Source organism: Teredinibacter franksiae (assembly GCF_014218805.1).
Taxonomy (GTDB): domain Bacteria; phylum Pseudomonadota; class Gammaproteobacteria; order Pseudomonadales; family Cellvibrionaceae; genus Teredinibacter; species Teredinibacter franksiae.
Map to the genome: position 1 here is coordinate 695,145 of NZ_JACJUV010000001.1, position 19,148 is coordinate 714,292.

The 19,148-nt window shown below is 49.1% G+C and carries 20 protein-coding genes; 4 read left to right on the forward strand and 16 right to left on the reverse strand.

Annotated features, from left to right (window positions below; all coding sequences use genetic code 11):
* Window positions 1-59 precede the first annotated feature (59 nt).
* Genes H5336_RS02720 through H5336_RS02735 form a run of 4 tightly spaced genes read left to right on the forward strand, consistent with a single transcriptional unit; the run spans window position 60 to window position 3,563 of the window.
* Window positions 60-1,403: a TRZ/ATZ family hydrolase gene (locus tag H5336_RS02720; RefSeq protein ID WP_185231197.1), complete on the forward strand. Its 1,344-nt coding sequence runs from the start codon at window positions 60-62 to the stop codon at window positions 1,401-1,403.
* The gene (gene ubiG, locus H5336_RS02725; RefSeq protein ID WP_376766512.1) at window positions 1,361-2,116 is read left to right on the forward strand and encodes a bifunctional 2-polyprenyl-6-hydroxyphenol methylase/3-demethylubiquinol 3-O-methyltransferase UbiG; all 756 of its coding nucleotides are present in this window, start codon (window positions 1,361-1,363) and stop codon (window positions 2,114-2,116) included. The genes H5336_RS02720 and ubiG overlap by 43 nt, the downstream gene beginning before the upstream one ends.
* A complete protein-coding gene (locus H5336_RS02730) occupies window positions 2,113-2,775 on the forward strand; it encodes an HAD family hydrolase (protein WP_185231199.1) in 663 nt (220 codons plus the stop codon). Before ubiG ends, H5336_RS02730 begins: the two co-directional genes overlap by 4 nt.
* Window positions 2,776-2,798: 23 nt before the next feature.
* Window positions 2,799-3,563 carry a YciK family oxidoreductase gene (locus tag H5336_RS02735; RefSeq protein ID WP_185231200.1) on the forward strand — a complete coding sequence of 255 codons (765 nt, stop codon included), beginning with the start codon at window positions 2,799-2,801 and terminating at the stop codon, window positions 3,561-3,563.
* Between the two features lie 139 nt (window positions 3,564-3,702).
* Here H5336_RS02735 and H5336_RS02740 read toward each other — a convergent pair whose 3' ends face one another.
* The 16 genes from H5336_RS02740 to flhF all read right to left on the reverse strand — a co-directional run bounded on the left by H5336_RS02740 (window position 3,703) and on the right by flhF (window position 19,086).
* Window positions 3,703-4,020, reverse strand: a complete 318-nt coding sequence (locus H5336_RS02740; RefSeq protein ID WP_246439006.1) for a hypothetical protein — start codon at window positions 4,018-4,020, stop codon at window positions 3,703-3,705.
* Between the two features lie 23 nt (window positions 4,021-4,043).
* On the reverse strand, window positions 4,044-5,567 hold the full coding sequence (locus H5336_RS02745; protein WP_185231201.1) for a methyl-accepting chemotaxis protein: 1,524 nt from the start codon (window positions 5,565-5,567) through the stop codon (window positions 4,044-4,046).
* 326 nt (window positions 5,568-5,893) lie between these two features.
* Window positions 5,894-6,514, reverse strand: a complete 621-nt coding sequence (locus H5336_RS02750; RefSeq protein WP_185231202.1) for a hypothetical protein — start codon at window positions 6,512-6,514, stop codon at window positions 5,894-5,896.
* Window positions 6,504-6,929, reverse strand: coding sequence for a DUF2802 domain-containing protein (locus H5336_RS02755; RefSeq protein WP_185231203.1), 426 nt, complete (start codon window positions 6,927-6,929; stop codon window positions 6,504-6,506). Before H5336_RS02755 ends, H5336_RS02750 begins: the two co-directional genes overlap by 11 nt.
* Window positions 6,930-6,931: 2 nt before the next feature.
* The gene (locus H5336_RS02760) at window positions 6,932-7,417 is read right to left on the reverse strand and encodes a chemotaxis protein CheW (RefSeq protein WP_185231204.1); all 486 of its coding nucleotides are present in this window, start codon (window positions 7,415-7,417) and stop codon (window positions 6,932-6,934) included.
* 135 nt (window positions 7,418-7,552) lie between these two features.
* The gene (locus H5336_RS02765) at window positions 7,553-8,509 is read right to left on the reverse strand and encodes a chemotaxis protein CheW (RefSeq protein WP_185231205.1); all 957 of its coding nucleotides are present in this window, start codon (window positions 8,507-8,509) and stop codon (window positions 7,553-7,555) included.
* Complete coding sequence (locus H5336_RS02770) at window positions 8,506-9,312, reverse strand: ParA family protein (RefSeq protein ID WP_185231206.1); 807 nt, start codon at window positions 9,310-9,312, stop codon at window positions 8,506-8,508. The genes H5336_RS02765 and H5336_RS02770 overlap by 4 nt, the downstream gene beginning before the upstream one ends.
* Window positions 9,313-9,434: 122 nt before the next feature.
* Window positions 9,435-10,325, reverse strand: a complete 891-nt coding sequence (locus H5336_RS23325; protein WP_185231207.1) for a flagellar motor protein MotB — start codon at window positions 10,323-10,325, stop codon at window positions 9,435-9,437.
* 23 nt (window positions 10,326-10,348) lie between these two features.
* The gene (locus H5336_RS02780) at window positions 10,349-11,089 is read right to left on the reverse strand and encodes a flagellar motor protein (protein WP_185231209.1); all 741 of its coding nucleotides are present in this window, start codon (window positions 11,087-11,089) and stop codon (window positions 10,349-10,351) included.
* An 11-nt stretch (window positions 11,090-11,100) separates the two neighbouring features.
* Window positions 11,101-12,243 (reverse strand): protein-glutamate methylesterase/protein-glutamine glutaminase, encoded by a 1,143-nt coding sequence (locus H5336_RS02785; protein ID WP_185231211.1) that lies wholly within the window; start codon window positions 12,241-12,243, stop codon window positions 11,101-11,103.
* Between the two features lie 20 nt (window positions 12,244-12,263).
* Entirely contained in the window at window positions 12,264-14,507 is a 2,244-nt protein-coding gene (locus H5336_RS02790; RefSeq protein WP_185231213.1) for a chemotaxis protein CheA, read from the reverse strand.
* 61 nt (window positions 14,508-14,568) lie between these two features.
* A complete protein-coding gene (locus tag H5336_RS02795; protein ID WP_185231215.1) occupies window positions 14,569-15,357 on the reverse strand; it encodes a protein phosphatase CheZ in 789 nt (262 codons plus the stop codon).
* A gap of 8 nt (window positions 15,358-15,365) precedes the next feature.
* The gene (cheY, locus tag H5336_RS02800) at window positions 15,366-15,752 is read right to left on the reverse strand and encodes a chemotaxis response regulator CheY (protein ID WP_185231217.1); all 387 of its coding nucleotides are present in this window, start codon (window positions 15,750-15,752) and stop codon (window positions 15,366-15,368) included.
* 146 nt (window positions 15,753-15,898) lie between these two features.
* Entirely contained in the window at window positions 15,899-16,618 is a 720-nt protein-coding gene (locus tag H5336_RS02805; protein ID WP_313557690.1) for an RNA polymerase sigma factor FliA, read from the reverse strand.
* A gap of 58 nt (window positions 16,619-16,676) precedes the next feature.
* On the reverse strand, window positions 16,677-17,501 hold the full coding sequence (locus tag H5336_RS02810; protein ID WP_185231221.1) for a MinD/ParA family protein: 825 nt from the start codon (window positions 17,499-17,501) through the stop codon (window positions 16,677-16,679).
* 79 nt (window positions 17,502-17,580) lie between these two features.
* A complete protein-coding gene (flhF, locus tag H5336_RS02815) occupies window positions 17,581-19,086 on the reverse strand; it encodes a flagellar biosynthesis GTPase FlhF (protein ID WP_185231223.1) in 1,506 nt (501 codons plus the stop codon).
* Between the last annotated feature and the right edge of the window lie 62 nt (window positions 19,087-19,148).

Here is a 19,148-nt window from a genome sequence, read left to right on the forward strand (position 1 = left end):
GGGCTAACCGAACAGAAACTCCTGTTCAAGCAACAAACGATAGGCAGTTCGCACATATTATGACCAGCAAGCCCTCAGCAGACCTCTCCCTCAATGCATCCTGGATCGTCCCCGTTGTACCCAAAGGCCGAGTTTTTCACAACTGCAGCCTGCTTATTAAAGACGACACTATTCTCGGCATTACACCCACGGACAATGTGAACGAACAATATGCCGTAGAAAAGCACATTGACCTGGGAGAACAATTGCTAATGCCTGGGCTGATTAACTGCCACGGTCACGCAGCCATGAGCTTATTGCGCGGTTATGCGGATGACTTGCCACTCGATACTTGGCTAAAGCAGCACATCTGGCCAGCGGAGACACGCTGGGTAAATGAAGATTTTGTCGCGGACGGTACTCGACTCGCCATTGCAGAAATGCTGCTCTCGGGTACAACCTGCTTTTCCGATATGTACTTTTTCCCCGAAACAGCCGCAAGAATCGCCCGCGATACCGGCATGCGCTGTCAAATTACTTTTCCGGTACTCGACTTCGCCAATAATTGGTCGCGTGATGCCGACGACGCTATCCATAAAGGCTTGCAGTTGCGGGATAAATACCGCTCACACCCACGTGTGGAGATTGGCTTTGGGCCACATGCACCTTATACGGTATCCGATGCAGCCCTGCGCCGCATTGCCACTTACGCCGAAGAGTTGCAGGCACCGGTGCAAATACATCTGCACGAAAATGCTTCAGAAATTTCGGCTTGCTTAGAAAACTCGAAGAAAAGACCCCTAGAGCGGTTAAACGAACTCGGGCTTATTTCACCGCTGACCCAGTGCGTGCACATGACCCAGCTAGACAAAACCGATTTAGATATACTAAAAACAAACGGTGCGCACGTTATTCACTGCCCACAATCCAACATGAAACTTGCCAGCGGCACCTGCCCTAGCGCACGATTACTGGCGGAAGGTATAAATGTTGCGTTGGGCACCGACGGTGCGGCCAGCAATAACGACCTGGATATGTTTGCCGAGCTGCAAACCGCTGCGCTGCTGGGCAAGCATGCCGCGGGTGACCCAGGGGCTGTAGATGCCCAAACAGCGCTGGAGATGGCCACTATAAACGGTGCCAAAGCCATGGGTATTGAGCACAGGACAGGCTCCCTTGAAGTGGGCAAGCAGGCCGATATTATTGCTATCGACTTTTCATCGTTACCTGCACTGCCGCTCTATCACCCGCTCAGTCAACTGGTTTACACCGGCTCCGGCAGTCGGGTATCCAATGTTTGGGTTGCCGGAGAGCAATTATTGAACAACTTTACCCTCGCCACAAAAATTGGGCCTGAAGAAATAAAAAACGTAGCACTTAAATGGCAAAACACTATTCAGACTTCCCGTGGACAAACCGCATGACCGTAAATACCGCGCACCAAAACGTAGACCCATCCGAAATTGCCAAATTCGAAAGAATGGCAAGCCGCTGGTGGGACATGAATGGCGAGTTCAAACCGCTGCATGACATTAACCCTCTGCGAGCCAACTACATTGATGAACGCGCAAAGGTTGCAGAAAAAAAAGTCGTGGATATTGGCTGTGGCGGTGGAATTTTGTGCGAAGCACTGTACCAACGCGGCGCCGAGGTTACCGGTATAGACATGGGCCAGGCACCCCTCGAAGTGGCAAAACTGCATGCATTAGAATCTGGCGCTTCCGTAAACTATATACAATCCACGGCCGAAGCCGTTGCCGAAACCCAAGCCGGTGCATTTGATATTATCACCTGCTTAGAAATGCTTGAGCATGTGCCAGACCCAGCCAGCACTATTAAAGCCTGCGCAGCACTTGCAAAAAGTGGTGGCGATATTTTTTTCTCGACCATTAACCGCAACCCTAAGGCCTACGGTTTTGCGATTTTAGGTGCAGAATACCTACTGAAACTATTACCTAAGGGTACCCATGAATACAGCAAATTTATTCGCCCCTCGGAATTATGTGATTGGGTACGTGATGCCGGGCTGGTGGTAAACGATATGTGCGGTATTACCTACAACCCTATCACCAAAAAATATCGTCTTAACCCCGATGATGTTGATGTGAATTACTTAGTGCATGCCCGCAAGCCATGACCTTAAAAGCTGTATTTTTTGACCTAGATGGCACACTTCTAGACACCGCACCCGATTTAGCCCATGCGCTAAATAAGTTGCTGACGGCCGAAGGTAGAGCGCCACTTAAGTATCACGCCATCCGTAAGGTGGTATCTGACGGCGCCAACGCCATGCTCAAGCTCGCCTTCAAACTGCAACCGGATGAGCCCGGCTTTGACAGGCTACGCTCATCACTGCTGAGCTTCTACTTGCAGGATTTGGCCGCCAGCACCAAGCCCTTTGCCGGTATAGAAGCACTACTCCAACAACTGTCACAGGCGGGTATTAGCTGGGGAGTTGTAACCAATAAGCCATGGGCCTATACCGAACCCCTCATGGCGGCTTTTCGTTTTGCCAGTGACCCCATTGCGGTTATATGCCCGGAGCATGTCGGAGAACGAAAACCCGCGCCAGAATCACTGCTGCTCGCTTGCCAGCAAGCCAACTGCTGCCCGGAGGATGCCCTCTATATTGGCGACCATCTGCGGGATATTCAGTGTGGTATCAATGCTGGCATGCCAACCATCGCGGTTGGTTATGGCTATATAAATGACAATGATCATCACGAAAGCTGGAATGCTAGCCATTCTGTGAACAAGGCCAAAGAGATTTGGCCTATCCTTAAAACATACTTGTAGCTCGTTCCAGCAAGGAAAAATGCATGACAAACGCTAAAAAGCTGGTGGAGTACCAGCCACCCGCCGATTTATTACGCGATAAAATTATTGTGGTTACCGGTGCCGGCGACGGTATTGGCAAAGCCGCCTCACTCGCATTCGCGGCCGCCGGGGCAACCGTTGTGCTTATGGGTAGAACCCTGGCCAAACTGGAAGCGGTTTACGATGAAATTGAAGTGGCGGGCCACCCCATGCCTGCGATCATACCCATTAACTTCGAGGGTGCTGCTGAACAAGATATTATTGAAGTGGCCAATGTGCTCGGGGATGAATTCGGCCAAATCGATGGCCTTCTGCACAATGCCAGCGAACTGGGCCCAAGAACGCCCATTTCCAATTACCCTTTGGAGCAATGGCAAAAAATACTGCAGGTAAACGTTACCGCGCCGTTTGTGCTCACTAAAGCGCTTACTCCCCTACTGCTAAAATCGAGTAGTGCGAGTATTATTTTTACCGGTTCTGGCGTTGGCCTGCATGGGCGGGCTTATTGGGGCGCTTATGCGGTCTCCAAAGGCGCGGTCGAAAACCTTATGCAAACACTGGCCGACGAATTCGACGGCAAAGACAATATACGCGTTAACTCTATCAACCCTGGTGCAACCCGCACGCGCATGCGCGCCACGGCTTACCCAGCAGAAGACCCTTCAACGCTGAAAGCACCTGAAGACATTATTAACCGGTATTTGTTTTTAATGGGGAAGGACAGCGAAGGTATTTCAGGTCAGCAATTTGATGCGCAACCGAAATAGAATGATAAGACCTCTATAAATTCAACCCCGGATCGGCGCAAGCAAATCTGGGGTTGATTTTAGGCCACCTCTAATTCCATTAACTCTAATTCCATTAACTCTAATTCCATTAACTCTAATTCCATTAACTCTAATTCCATTAACTCTTCTTGAGTTCTTTATATTCACGGATGACCTGATTAAAACTTTCGGCGTAGGTCTCTAGGTCTTTTATCACATTGCGCTGTTTAGCCGTATTGTAGTTACTGCAGGATACATATTTTTGCATCGCGTTCACATATGCGGTTACTTCGTTTTTGGCTTTTACCATTTGCGCAGAAACAGCATTTGCAGGGTCGGGAAAATCGCTTGGTTTTGCGGGCTCTTCGCAGGCCATGCTGCTATTCGAAATGACTGCAGCAACTAGCACCGACGCCAAACATAAGAATGCGCGTAAAGACTTAGGGTGTTGTTTCATTTGAGTACCTCAACATATATTAATTAAATTCGAAATCGTCCTACAAGTTCCATCATTTCTGCGGCACTGCTGGAAACGGCGGCGCTATTAGCAGACATACTGCTGGAACTTTCAGCGGTACGAGCAGCAACGCTCGATACACTGTTAACATTTTGATCTATTTGCATGGCCGCAGCGCTTTGCTGCTCTGTAGTTGCGGCAATTTGATTTGTTCTATCACGTATGCTGCTTACAATATTGGTAATATTGTCCAGCGCCTCAGACGCCTGCCCGGCTTTTTCAACTGTGCGATCCGCCGCTTCTGTTCCGGCGCTCATCATTTCCACAGCCTTGTGCGCGCCAGCCTGCAAGCGCTCAATCATTTCCTGAATTTCGGTGGTAGAGCTTTGCGTTTTGGATGCCAGTGTGCGTACTTCATCTGCCACTACGGCAAACCCACGCCCCTGTTCACCGGCGCGTGCAGCTTCAATTGCCGCGTTTAGCGCAAGTAGATTGGTTTGCTCGGCAATTCCACGAATAACATCCAGCACCGAACCAATACCGACGGTTTCTTGCTGTAAGGTCTCTATCACCTGTGAAGAACTTTTAATGTCGTGAGAAAGGTTTTGAATTTGCTGCTTGGTGCCATCAACAATACCTTTGCCACTTTCAGCGGCCGAATCTGCCTCGGAGGCACTTACAGCAGCCTCGTTTACACTGCGAGTAACGTCCTGAATAGCGCTGGACATCTCGTTTACCGACTCCACAACCTGCTGAATGTCCGTTTGCTGTGCTCGACTAGCACACTCATTTTCTTGAGACATACTCACCAAACGGGATGACTCTTTGTCAACAGAACCGGCTATGGTTACAACGTTGCCAATAATGGATTGCAACTGTTCAATAAAGGAGTTGAAGCATCGGGCTAATTCAGAAACTTCATCGCGCCCATCTTCGGGTAGCCTTCGTGTTAGATCGCCCTCGCCTTCAGATATATCGCGTAGGGCTAAAACAATACGGTTAACCGGTTTAACGATGCCCGCTTGAACCATGTAGGCGATACCCGCAGAAACCAAGCTAACCAGTAACACTACCCAAATGGCATCAATTACCATGCTGTCAATCGTTTCTTCAACCTCGGCAAAATCAATGTGCATGGAAATTAAACCAATACGATTTCCCTGGGAGAGTATTTCTTCAGTCATCACCACCCCCCCATCAACAGTTTCTATGCCTACAGGGTTAGGAGAGGACGGCAAGCGGCTTTGACTTTCGTTTAGAATGTAGGAAGCAAATGGTTTGTCGTCGACATACACCCTTGCGGCAAATACTCGCGGGCTTACCTTTAACGCTGCAAGCGATGCCTCCACCGTCGTAACATCTTCAAAACTAATCGCGCCCTCACTCGCATGTCCAAGCACTTGTGCAAGCGTTTGAGTATCTTCAAGAATGGCCGACTCAAGCGTTTCGATACCGGAACGGACACTAACAAAGGTGCTAACGATAACCGCAAACACACAGGTAACTGTTACGCTGAGCAATATTTTTAACTTCAGAGAGAAGTTCATGAAAACACCTTTAATATTGGCGCTTTGTGTAAAACAGCAGAGGCCAAGTTAAATTTTGATGGGTTCTGTGAGGCTCCAAAAAAACTTTAGATACTCCTAATAAGAACGCGCGCATTAAACAACAGTAGAACTTTTAACGCCAACCAAACGGACAAACAAAACTAAAATATTCTTGATAGCTAAAAATCTAGCATGAACAAGCATAAAAAAAATAAGAGTCCAGCATTTTTTATGAACAATTTATATAACAACACCTAAATAGCCGTGATTCATGTGAATTCGCGGAACAAAGGGCCCTAGCCCAATTCAACACTTTGCCTGCCGATTTATTCGATTTCGGAATCCGTACTCCACGGCCATACCTTGAAATACTGTAAAAGGGATTTTTCCCCGTCTTCAGTTTGCGCTTGCGTTGCTGTTTGCGAAGACTGTGGACCATTTTTACTATCGACCGCCTTGGCAGCGTCCTCAGCAGGAAGAATTGCACTCGCATCTGTTTGCGGTGTGGCCTGAATATAAGCCTGATGGAGGTCGGCTGTTGAAACGAGAGCTTGGCTATTGCCAAAGTAGCGGGAGGTTTGAGCTTGCGAGTAGTCGTCGCGCCAATGTTTTCTCAACAATTGCTTCTCAAATAAAATATGCAGGTACTCTACTTCGCTGTGCTTACCATCAATACGCATTACGACCAAAAAATCAGCATGCTTGTGGTCTGTACGACTTAATCGATAGTTAAATATTTGTTTCGAATCTGGCCCCTGCTGAACACTCTCAGGATCACCTAACTGGGACAACACCCAGCTCTGCGACGTTTTACTGCGATGAAGGTCGTTAAAAAATGATTCGGGCAATCGGCCTTCGTCATCAATATAGGCCGTTTTATTATAGAAAGAGCAGCCAGAAAGAAGTAAGGCGACCCCAAAAAAGAGGTACAGACGGCTACGCAACATGGTGCTGACTAGCCCGGCCGTATAGCATTTGCATAAGATCAACTTCGGAAACGGACAGACCACTACTGGCTGCCACTGCGCGGGAATCCAGCCCCTGCTCTATCAGTTTTTGAGCTTGAGAATAGGAAAACTCCAAATCCTGCTGACGGATATCCTGTTGCTGGTCCTGTAGGCTGCGGATTTTTTTCTCCAGCGCTAGCACGCGCTGACCGAACCCGAGTGAGCCCGAACTAATCAAAAATATTTTTTTCTCCAGCGCTTGAATATTGTCACCTAAGCGTACGATCATTCGACGCTGAGCGAAAATTTGCATAAGCAGTAAGGCAAGGGCAATACCCACAGTGGCTATTAAAAACAATACAGGCACGCCAGAGCCCATTAAATTTTCAGTGAACCACAGAGTCAGATATTCCACACTTATACACCTTCAATCTCTGCCCACTCGTCATCCGTCAATAATTTGTCGAGTTCAATAAGAATAAGCAGTTCGTTGTTTTTGTGACAAACCCCTTGAATAAACTTGGCACTTTCTTCATTTCCGACGTTTGGCGCGGTTTCAATTTCGGACTGACGCAGATAAACCACTTCTGCCACGCTATCGACCAGAATACCCACCACATGGGCATCGGCCTCGATAATGACAATACGTGTATTGTCCGTTACTTCTCCAGGCGGCAGCGCAAAGCGCTCGCGGGTGTCAATGACGGTAACAACATTGCCACGAAGGTTGATAATGCCAATAACATAACTTGGCGCACCGGGTACTGGCGCGATCTCGGTATAACGCAGAACTTCCTGCACCTGCATAACATTTACACCGTAGGTTTCACCCGCCAGTTTAAATGTCACCCACTGTAGTACAGGATCTTCACTTGATTTATTAATACTCGAATTCGCTGCCATAGATAGTATTCCTTAATTTTTCCGCCGGGCAGGTGTCAAAATTCAACCACACGGCGTCAGATCTACCTTTTAATATAGTTAATTGCAGCTTCTATGCCAGCTAATCAATCAGTTTTTTAATTGCGGGCACCGTTATTAAGCTTTATCGCAAGCGGTTAGCATCGCGCCCATCTGCGGGATATCAATGAGCGCACACATGGCCGATTTAACCGTTCCTGCCAGCCAAGGGCGGCTAGTACGTGACGTTCGCCACTTAACTTCATCAGGATTGATCGAAATCGGTTGATTGACAACATCCACGGCCAATCCCCAGGGTAAACCATCGATGGAGATAACGTATTTGGCCGAATCTAGAAAACTATCCGAATACTTTTCAGGCATAACAAACAATGCCGTATTCACCGTTTTTATTTGCCCTTGTGGTGAGTTCAACAGCCCCATAAACCAATCGGTTTGACCAAAGATGGGCGTCAACTCTTCGCCTATCTTGACTATTTGCCCCAATGCTACCAACGGCACGGCTAGGGTTAACCCGGAAACATCAAACAACAGCACATCAAAACGCTCTTGCGCCCATTGAGGCCGACCGTCTTTGCCCCATTCCAACACCGAGTTAATGCTCTGTTCAAAGGCATGATCTACCGTACTTTCCTCGACAACGTCGACCGCGGTTTGGCCAATTTTTTCGCGCAGTAGCGCTTCCGCTTTGTCCTCCTCGGTGACCTCCGATTTTTTTTGTTCTGTCTTTTGTTCTGTCTTTGGCTGGGCCTGCTCTGGGGCAGCGGTAGTCACCTGCTGCGACAACAGCGCCTGTAATTGCGTGCGCTTAAGCACTTCAAGCTTGGCAAGGTCTGTATCGGGCTCTGAACTAACCGTTTTGGCAATTACACTTTTCTTTTGAGGCGCAGGCTTTAACGAAGGAGCATGCTCCGCTGACAGCTGCTGTTGGTTGTTTGCGTGGGGTTCTTCCTGTTTAACAGGATGTGGCGGCGCCTGGAGGGGAGCGATATCGGACTTAATACCCAGATCTGATTCCGTGAGTAAATCAGAAAAATAATCGAGTAATGGGTCATTATGTTTATTGCGGGTCATACGGCACCGTGAGCATCAATACTCGCCATTTCCGGCATGTTCTGATCGTTTAAAAACTGGTAAAGCGATTTGTAGGCCGCTACACCACGTGTTCCGTTGTCGAATAAATGCGGCGGCACTCCGGCTTTACTCGCATCGCGCAAGCGGGTATCTACGGGAATTTTTCCTGACCATACATCATCACCAAAATTGTTACGAATGGTACGTAAACTGGTTACGCTCGCTTGGGTTCTTCGGTCATACATGGTGCCGATAATGTGATATTTCAGTAGCTGTTGCCGCGATCGGCTCATCATATTTAACGTGTGTAATATTCTTTCCAATCCTTTTATCGCTAAAAATTCCGTCTGCACCGGAATAATTAAGCGACTGCAAGCGGCTATGGCATTTACCATTAAAACGCCTAGCTGCGGGGGGCAGTCAACTATGGCTAGGTCAAAATCGTTAAAGATGGCCGACAAGCTTTTGGATATGACTAGCCCCATACCGTCACCAATGGTTTTTCGTTCAAGCGTCGCCAGCAACGTTGAAGCCGGTAGTAGGCTTAACCCAGCGAACGGGGTCGGTATAATTATTTTTTCTACGAGGTTATGACTGATATTTTTTCGATTATCAAAAAGAGTAAAAGCCGAATCGGTAAGGGTATCCGGGTTTTGTCGAAAATAGCAGGATAGAGAACCGTGGGGGTCAAGGTCAATTAATAGTACGCGTTTGCCCGACTCAGCAGCTAAGCCGCCGAGGGCTACAGTAGTGGTGGTTTTACCGACTCCACCCTTTTGGTTGGCAACTGTCCAGACTTGCACTGAATAACTGTCTCACATTTAAGCTGACACTCGTACAAATACCATTGCGGAAATTTATTGCCGCTTCTATGGCATTAAGCACACCCTTTATCGTAAGAGCAATTCCCGTGCCCACAGCATTTTCACTCCGGCGTTCCCCTCCCCTTGGCGTCGCTGGTAAACAACAAACCACCACTGGGTAATTTAATCGGCTTCACCACATCATCGGCTTGTTGATTGTTCGGCGCTATATCCCCTTCAGCGGGCGGCGTGGGCAACTCCGGCTCTGCTGTAGCATCTACCTCACTCGGCATTCCCGAAGCAGCCATAAGCTCCTCTGCATCTTCTCGTGGCGCCAGCACTTGGCTCCTCGCTACCCTTAAAATAACTCTGCGATTGCTCGCTCTACCCTCGGCTGTGGCGTTATCCGCTACCGGCTGATATTCACCGTAGCCTATTGCCGACAATCGCGTAGGGTCTACACCCCCAAAGGCAAGAAGGTTTACCACCGCTACGGCTCTGGCTGAAGAAAGCGCCCAATTATTATCGAAATTTGCGTTGCGAATTGGAATGTTGTCGGTATGACCGCTAACCGCAATGGCGTTCTCGAACGGCGAAAGTGTATTGGCAAGCTGAGAAAATATGGCTATCGCCTCTGCGCTAGGGTCAGCACTTGCGCTGCTAAACAGTACATTGGCATTCAGCTCTATCTCAACCCAATCTTCATTTCCCCATACCGAAAGCGCGCCCTCTTTTAGTGAGCCCTGTAACAGCTCTGTTAGCTCGGTTTCTACCTGGGTTAATGGCGCTAACGTATCGAACCCGGCGTCTTCTTCACCAACCGGCGATTGACGGCTTTGAGAGAAAGCCGATTGTAAAGTGTCGGATAACACTCGGTATTTTTTCTCGTTAACCTGAGATACCGAATACATCACCACAAAAAAAGCAAACAGTAGCGTAATGAAATCGCTATACGAAACCAGCCAACGCTCATGATTGATTTTGGTTTCTATTGAAATTCGGCGTTTTAACATTTATCTCCCCTCCTGAGGTACTGTCAGTGGAGATACCCGCTCAGTTTCATCTCAATCGCACGTGGGTTTTCACCATCGGCAATGGCAATAATGCCTTCGATCAATAACTCGCGAAATTGGGACTGCTCTTTAATGCAGGCCTTAAGCTTATTCGCGATGGGAAGCAGTAACAGGTTGGCAAAAGCCACACCATAGATAGTCGCCACAAAAGCCACCGCGATTCCTGGACCGAGCTCTGCCGGGTCTGCTAGGTGCTGCATCACATGGATAAGCCCCATTACCGCACCAATAATACCGATGGTTGGCGCGTAGCCACCCATGCTCTCGTAAAATTGAACAGCATCATGATCGCGCTGTTCAGCCACGATTAGATCTGTTTCCATCACGTGACGTATGACGTCTGGCTCGCTGCCATCGACCAAAAGCTGTAGACCTTTTTTGGAGAAAGCATCTTTCTCTCGTTCGGCAATATTTTCTAGCCCTAACAAACCTTCTTTGCGTGCCGATTTGGCCCAACCGACAACGCGCTTAATACCCTGTTGGAATTTTTGTCTCGGTGGCCGAAATATCCACTTGAATAACCCCATTGCGCGTCGCAATCCGTTAAGCGGCGTTTGCAGTATGGCGGCGCCAAAAGTACCACCAATAACGATGACGGCCGCAGGACCGTTGGCGAGGGAGCCCCACGTTCCGCCTTCTAAAAAATTACCCCCTAGCAATGCAGCAAAGCCGAGGATGACACCGATAATACTGAGAATATCCATGGCAGTTCTCGCTACAAATCAGATTGCAGGCGAACGCTGAATTGTGGCAGCGGTAAAACATCATCCGATAACTTAGCATTGGCAACCGCTTGCGGCATACCGTACACCACGCTGGTCTGCTCATCCTGGCTCCACACCGATGCGCCCTTACTCTTAAGTAGGCGAGTGCCATCGCAACCATCTGCACCCATGCCCGTTAATATGATGGCAAGTACTTTTCCATTAAAGCTATTGGCAAGCGAGGCGAAGGTTATATCCACACAGGGCTTATAGTTCACCCTATCGTCGCCATCGATAATTTTTATTCTCTGGCCACCACGGTCTAAAATCATTTGTTTGCCACCCGGCGCAATCAGCACCTGGCCAGCGATTAATCTATCGCCGGTTTCCGCTTCCTTAATTTTTAACGCGCACAACCTATCGAGACGCTCAGCGAAAGCACGGGTAAAGTTTTCCGGCATATGCTGCACAATTAAAATGGGGGCAGGGAAATCAACGGGCAGGTTAGTAACAATATCGGACAATGCAACCGGGCCGCCTGTTGAAGTACCAATAACAACCAGCTTTACTTTTCCCTTCAAATTTTGCCTAGGAAAAATGGTTTTAACCGGTGCTGATGGCGGAGCAGATGCTGCACGAGCGGCAGACTTTTCGGCCATGCGCTCACGTAATTCCGAGGTTTTCTGCTTGGCTCGCTGTGAACGAAGCCCAGCTTCGGCCGCTAGTTCGTCCGTCGATCGTACCGGCTGCAGGTTAGCCTTACTAGCAAAAGTAATGAGTGTTTCATGTAGTTTTCGCTTCAGTGCGCTAGAACTACTGGACACTTCGGCAAAATTCTTTGGGATGAAATCTACCGCGCCGGCTTCGAGCGCCTGTAACGTAATTTTTGCGCCTTCATAGGTTAGCGATGAAAACATTACGATGGGAACTGGACGCTCGGCCATAATGGCACGAACAGCCGAGACGCCATCTAAATACGGCATTTCGTAATCCATCGAAATAACATCGGGCAAGAGTTTTTGGGCCTTTTCTATCGCTTCTTGTCCATTGGCCGCTATCCCAACCACTTCGAGTTCGGGGCTCTCACTAATGATCTCTTTCAACCTATGCTGAAAAAAACTGGAATCGTCTACGATGAGAACCTTGTATGGCACAAAGCCTCCTTTAGTTAGGGCTACACATTACTAGCATAGCGCTTGAGCATACTGGGAACATCCAGAATTAAAGCGATGGTGCCATCGCCAGTGATGGTAGCCCCGGCCATTCCTGGCGTGCCGTGCAGCATCTTACCTAAGGGTTTTATCACAACTTCTTCCTGTCCTATGAGCTGGTCTACGACAAAGCCCACGCGCTGTGTTCCAACAGAAACAATCACAACGTGACCTTCGTTCGGAGCTTCGAACGTACTATTTTTCTTCACCAGCCAGCGTTTTAAATGGAATATCGGAACCGCTTTCTCGCGAATGGTAATGCATTCTTGACCGTCAACAATATTACTTTTGGTGAGATCCATATGAAATATTTCGTTTACACTCACCAACGGTAAAGCAAACGTTTGCTGACCGATCATAACCATCAGTGTCGGCATAATAGCGAGCGTTAACGGCACTTTAATGCGAATAACCGTGCCTTCGTCGACCTTGGATTGAATTTCTATAGAGCCGTTGAGCTGGGTAATTTTGGTTTTCACCACGTCCATACCAACGCCACGCCCGGACACGTCCGAAATTTCTTTTTTGGTGGAAAATCCCGGTGCAAAAATCAGGTTGAACGCTTCTGTATCGCTAAGACGTGCAGCCGCATCGGTGTCGTACAGTCCTTTTTCTACGGATTTCTCGCGTAATTTGTCGGGGTCCATTCCAGCACCATCGTCGGTGATGGAAAGTAAAATATGGTCACCCTCCTGCTCGGCTGCAAGCACTACTTTACCGACGCGAGGTTTGTTTTTACTCTCCCGAATAGCCGGCAGCTCTATACCGTGGTCAACAGAATTTCGAACGAGGTGAACCAGTGGATCAGCCAAGGCCTCTACCAGGTTTTTATCTAAGTCGGTATCTTCACCCTCGAGTTCAAGATTTATTTCTTTTTTCAGGTTACGTGCGAGATCGCGAACAACGCGAGGAAAACGGCCAAACACTTTTTTGATTGGCTGCATCCGTGTTTTCATCACCGATGTTTGTAGGTCTGCGGTCACAACATCTAGGTTCGCAACAGCTTTTTGCATTGCTTCGTCAGCTGACTCCACGCCCAACCTAACTAACCGATTACGCACAAGTACCAGTTCGCCCACCATATTCATGATGTCGTCTAAACGTTGAGTATCAACACGCACGGTGGTTTCCGCCACCGGCGCCGTCTGAGCAGCCGCTTCCCGGCCTTTGGCCGCAGGTTTAGGCGGTTCTTTTTCGGCTTTAGCTACAGGTGCTGGTGTTTGCGTAGGTGTAGAAGAAGGAGTAGGAACCAGTTTTTTTATCGCCGGCGCCGCTTTTGGCTTTTCCGTAGCGGCAGGTTTCGGTGCTTCATGAACGATCGGGCCTTTGCCCTTACCGTGTAGCTGATCCAATAGGTTTTCGAATTCATCGTCTGTTATCACGTCAGATTGCGCGCCCACAGCGCCTGCTGAACTCTTTTCTCCGGAGGTAGGCCCTTTACCCGAACCGTGTAACTGGTCTAGTAGGTCTTCAAATTCATCCGACGAAATTTCATTTGAATTTTTTGAATCCTTTGATTCTACCTCGGGTTTCGGCACGGAAGCTGGTGCGGCACTGGGCACGTTACCCGTACCGTGTAGCTGGTCTAGCAGTGCTTCGAATTCATCTTCTGTAATTTCATTCGAAGCAGCACTTGGAGCGGGTGCGGCCGGCACTGTCGGCGGCGCTTCAGATTCGTCACTTATCGCATCGAGAAAGCCTTCAAATTCATCATCGCTAAGATCGATTTCTGCTCCCCCACCTGCAGCGGAAGCCTTCGTTGGGGCTGACGCCGCTGGAGACTCTTCTATCTCGGCAACTTCATCTGCTCCAATATCTTCACCGGCGACTAAACGTTCGAGCATGAGAATTAACTCCGGCTCGGCCGGTACCGGATCTTCGCGAGCAGATACCTGAGCAAACTGCGCATTTACAGCATCGAGTGCTTGAAGTACCACATCCATTAATTCCGGCGTTACATTGCGCTGTCCATTACGAAGAATATCAAACAGATTTTCGGTAACGTGACAACAATCTACCATTGCGTTGAGCTGTAAAAAACCGGCACCGCCTTTTACCGTATGAAATCCACGAAAAATGGCATTCAGTAAATCCTTATCATCGGGTCTCTGCTCGAGGTCAACCAATTGCTCAGACAACAGTTCGATGATTTCGCCAGCTTCTACGAGGAAATCCTGGAGAATGTCTTCGTCATCGCCAAATGCCATTAAATGCTCCTATTATGTCGACGGCCTGCCTCGTTTGGCATTACTCTTTCCAATTCCGTCGCTAAAAACCTAAACTTGAAAGAAGGTCATCGACTTCGTCCTGCCCAGACACAACGTCTGCACGTTTGTCCGCATGAATTTGTGGGCCTTCTGCCAAACTTTTATCGACATTTTTCACTTTTTCTTTATCCGTGCTTTCAGCCAAACCGGTCACCTGTTCCACCTGGCCTGCAATGCGCATCAGGTTAACCAATTCGTTTTCTACGTCGGTTACCAGGGTTATCACTTTTCGTAAAACCTGACCGGTGAGATCCTGAAAACCCTGCTCTAAGATAATGTCTTGCAGGGAGCTATTTAATTGACGGGTGCCGTCATCCATCTGGTCTAAAAACTCACCCATGCGACTATAGAGCTTCTTAAATTCTTCCTTGGAAACTTCACCACGCTTCAGCTTGTGCCATTCTTCACGCAAGCGTGTAGCCTCGATACCCAAGTTCAACGCCATAGGCGCAACGGCTTCCACCTTATCCATGGTTTTATCCGCTGCTTTTTGTGTCATGTCGATGACATAGTGCAAACGGGAGGTGGCATCACGAATTTCTGAGTTATTTACTGACGGTGGTTCGGAGTCGAGGTCTGCATCGACATGGAAATTAACAATCGCTTCGTGTAGCGCTCGGGTGAGCTGACCCACACTATTAAAAACATGGCGATCGCGAGCCTCCATCAGACTGTGTATTAACTCAGAGGCTTCGCTGTAGTTATCGCTTTGAAGTTTTTCTACCAGATGAGTAGCGCAATCCTGCAACTGCGCCATAAACTCTTCATCGTGAGTGTGTGCGGTTTCCATCAGCTAATTTAGCCTTCTACGCGCTCGAATATTTTGTCGATTTTTTCTTTAAGCACTTGCGCGGTGAAGGGCTTAACAACATAACCATTTACACCAGCCTGAGCGGCTTCGATAATTTGGTCCCGTTTAGCTTCGGCCGTAACCATCAGCACTGGAAGGCTGACGAGCTTTTCATCGGCCCTCACCTCCTTCAACAGATCAATACCTGTCATACCAGGCATGTTCCAGTCGGTCACCAGAAAATCGAAATCTCCGCTGCGCAACATTGGCAAGGCCGTTGACCCGTCGTCGGCTTCTTGAGTATTGGTAAACCCAAGATCCCGAAGCAGGTTTTTTATGATGCGCCGCATCGTTGAGAAATCGTCAACGATTAGGATTTTCATATTTTTATCCAATGTATCCTCCGTTTCCCGTCAGGGTTTCTGACTGTCCCGCCACCGGCGAGCACTATGCAATATGAACTCGTGCGGGACTTTTTTTAGAACCTCAGATTAAGTCTAGTCGCAGTTTGCGAGTCGGCCAGTTTTTACCGTGCGCGTAACTATTTGCGCCATCCTGAGAGTTTCGAACGCAGGCGCAAAGCCGCCTGGCTGTGTATTTGACTAACACGGGATTCCGACACCCCCAGTACTAGCCCTATTTCTTTCAAATTTAATTCTTGGTCGTAATAAAGCGACAGCACTAGTTGCTCTCTCTCTGGCAATGTGCGAATGGCCTCGGCTAAAGCGGTGCGCAGCGCGTGCTTGTGCACCCCTTCTGCTGGCCCCACCAGCCCTTCGCTTTGCCTCGGCTTACTCAAGCGCCCTTCATCTTCCTCAAAGGTTTCTTCCAAACTGAACAAGCGGGTTGAGGTACTATCGCGTAAAATATCGTGGTATTCGTCCAGCGATATCGCCATTTCCTCGGCTATTTCGCTATCGCGGGCATCTCGACCGAGCCGGGCTTCTAGGCTTCCAATGGCTTCGCTTACCCTGCGCGCATTACGGTGAACTGAGCGTGGAGCCCAGTCACCTTTACGCATTTCATCTACAATGGCCCCACGAATACGAATACCTGCGTAGGTTTCAAAACTGGCGCCTTTGCTGGGGTCATACTTTTGCGCCGCTTCAAGCAGGCCAACCATGCCCGCCTGCGTTAGGTCGTCAACCTGAACACTGGAGGGCATTCGAGCCATAATGTGGTGCGCGATGCGATTTACCAGATATAGGTAATCTTCTACTTTGATTTGAATGTCCGCTTCCTGCGTTTGCTCATACACCATCAAATTATCTGCCGCAGTGACTGACATAGGGGATAGCTACAACTTTTTTAATACTGCTTTATACGCTAACGTCTGCGGTAAGCAGGCGCTCCAAGAAAAACTCTAAATGCCCTCTGGGCGTAGCCTGTACCGGCCACTGATCTATTTTCTGAGCCAATACGCGAATGGCCGATGCCGCTTTACTGCGCGGCGCAAACTCAAGCAACGACTGCCGCTTTTGCACCGACTTACGTACATTTTCATCGAAAGGTACGCTCCCTAGATATTGTAGGGAAGCATCAAGGAAGCGTTCGCACACACCATTGAGCTTATTAAATAAGTTAATGCCTTCTTGATTACTGCGTGTCATATTGGCGATGACTCGAAAGCGAAATACACCGTGGTCCGCATTCAACAATTTCATTAGCGCATAGGCATCGGTTATGGAGGAAGGCTCATCGCACACAACAATAATGACTTCCTGCGCCGCCTGTACAAAACTCAGCACCGTATCGGAAATGCCGGCAGCGGTATCTATCATTAATACATCTAGCTGATCCGCTAGCTCGTTAAACGCATAAATTAAGGCCGCGTGCTCCTGAGGAGATAGGCTCGTCATTTGCTGTACCCCGGAGGATGCGGGTACAACTTTTATGCCCGCAGGGCCATTCAGCATGACATCCTGCAATCTCTTGCTACCATCCAGCACATCAGCTAGGTTGTATTGCGCCTTTAACCCAAGGAGCACATCGACATTAGCCAAACCCAGGTCGGCATCCAATAGCACCACCCGGCGACGCAATTCTGCCAAAGCTATACTGAGGTTAATGGATAGGTTAGTTTTACCCACCCCGCCCTTACCGCCAGTGACAGCAATTACTTTTACGGGTCGATTTGCACTCATAGGGCTGTGTTCCGGTTTATGGTGTGATCCAACCAAGTATAGATGACGATTTCTGCTCTGCTCCCGGTTCAAAATCACACTACCCCGCCGCCGGCACGGCTGTGGCGATCTTCAGTAAGGCAACAGCGGCCGCAACCAGTTTGTGTCCATTAGCAATGGTAATGTCCTTTGGGATTTCCTGCCCATCCGTGGTGTACACAATGGGAATTCGTTGCTCAAGCACCACGCTTATAACCTCACCAAGGCTTGCCGATTCATCAAGCTTACTCAGTACACAGGCGTCTATCCCGCCTGAAGAAGCGTATGCGTGGGTGGAGGCCTTCATGGTTTGCAGCTGACTGTTGCAGGCCATGACCAGCACACGTTTAATGGATGGGCAGGAATCGAGCTTGCGCAGCTGGTCTTTAAGTAACGGGTCTCCATGACGGAAGCCGGCGGTATCGATGAGAATCAGTGGGAATTCCCGCAGCGTGGTTAATAGCGTTACTAGGCTGTTTTGCCCATCCACGGCGCGAACCGGTACGTTCAATATGCGCCCAAGAGAACGTAATTGGTCAAAGGCGCCAACTCGGTAGGTATCTGTTGTAACCAGTGCCACCTTTCCTGGCCCGTGCTCAAGCACGTAACGTGCGGCCAATTTAGCGATGGTGGTGGTTTTACCTACACCGGTCTGGCCAACAAACGCGAAGATACCGCCGCTGTTGACAAGATCTCCGTTAAATACCGGTATTTCATTTGCCAGCTGGCTCATGCAAGCACGCCAAGCTTTGCTTACCTGCTTTTGAGACCCGGCTTCGCGCATCAGTCGCTGACTAATAGTCTCTGGTAGCCCTAAGCGGGCCATATGCTCCGACAGTACGTTGGCCTGCATCGGCAGTTTTATTTGTGAGGGCACCCCTATTGGGTTGTCCTGCTGCGCCATCTTCCACAATTGCTGTTCGAGAATCATGCGCATATCGGCAATTTCACCCTGTAAATTTTCCATGCGCACGTCATTTTCTCGATGCACGGGTGCAACACGTTCTGAGCTAGCCTGCGTGGATGAAGCCTGTGCTGGCGCAGAACCCGCGGCCGATAATCTAGAGGCTGGCTCCGTATTCGCCTGCTCTTGGTGTTGCTTAAAGGCATGAACCTTTTGCTCTTGTGCCGCGAGGCTTTCGCCAATAGGACGTTCGCTTTCCTTGGCATGGCGCTTGGCATCCATCATACGCTCACGCGCCCGCTCTATTTCGCGCGCCAGCTCTTCGCCTTTTACAGGAATACCGGCCTTAGGATCGTTCATTTCTACACGACCACCAAATTGGGCGGCCGCCTCATCTACACCCGCTTGCATTTGCCATGCAGAATCACTGTTCATGGCGGTATCCACATCGGTATCAAAGTGACCGCCAAATTCCCGGCGCACACCTATACCGCGTGTCGGTAAATCCGGCTCAAGGGAGGTAATCACTTCAACCCCTTCGGCTGTTTTTTGACTGGAGAGAATTACCGCCTCCGGCCCTAGCTCATCGCGCACCAAATCCAGGGCCCTTCGCATAGAGGGCGCTACAAATCGTTTAACGAGTTTATTGGTTGTCGGTTGCATGACTCACTCTCCGTTATTTTTTACCTAAGGAACCGCTTAGACTTCATTAGGGGCTCCCTATA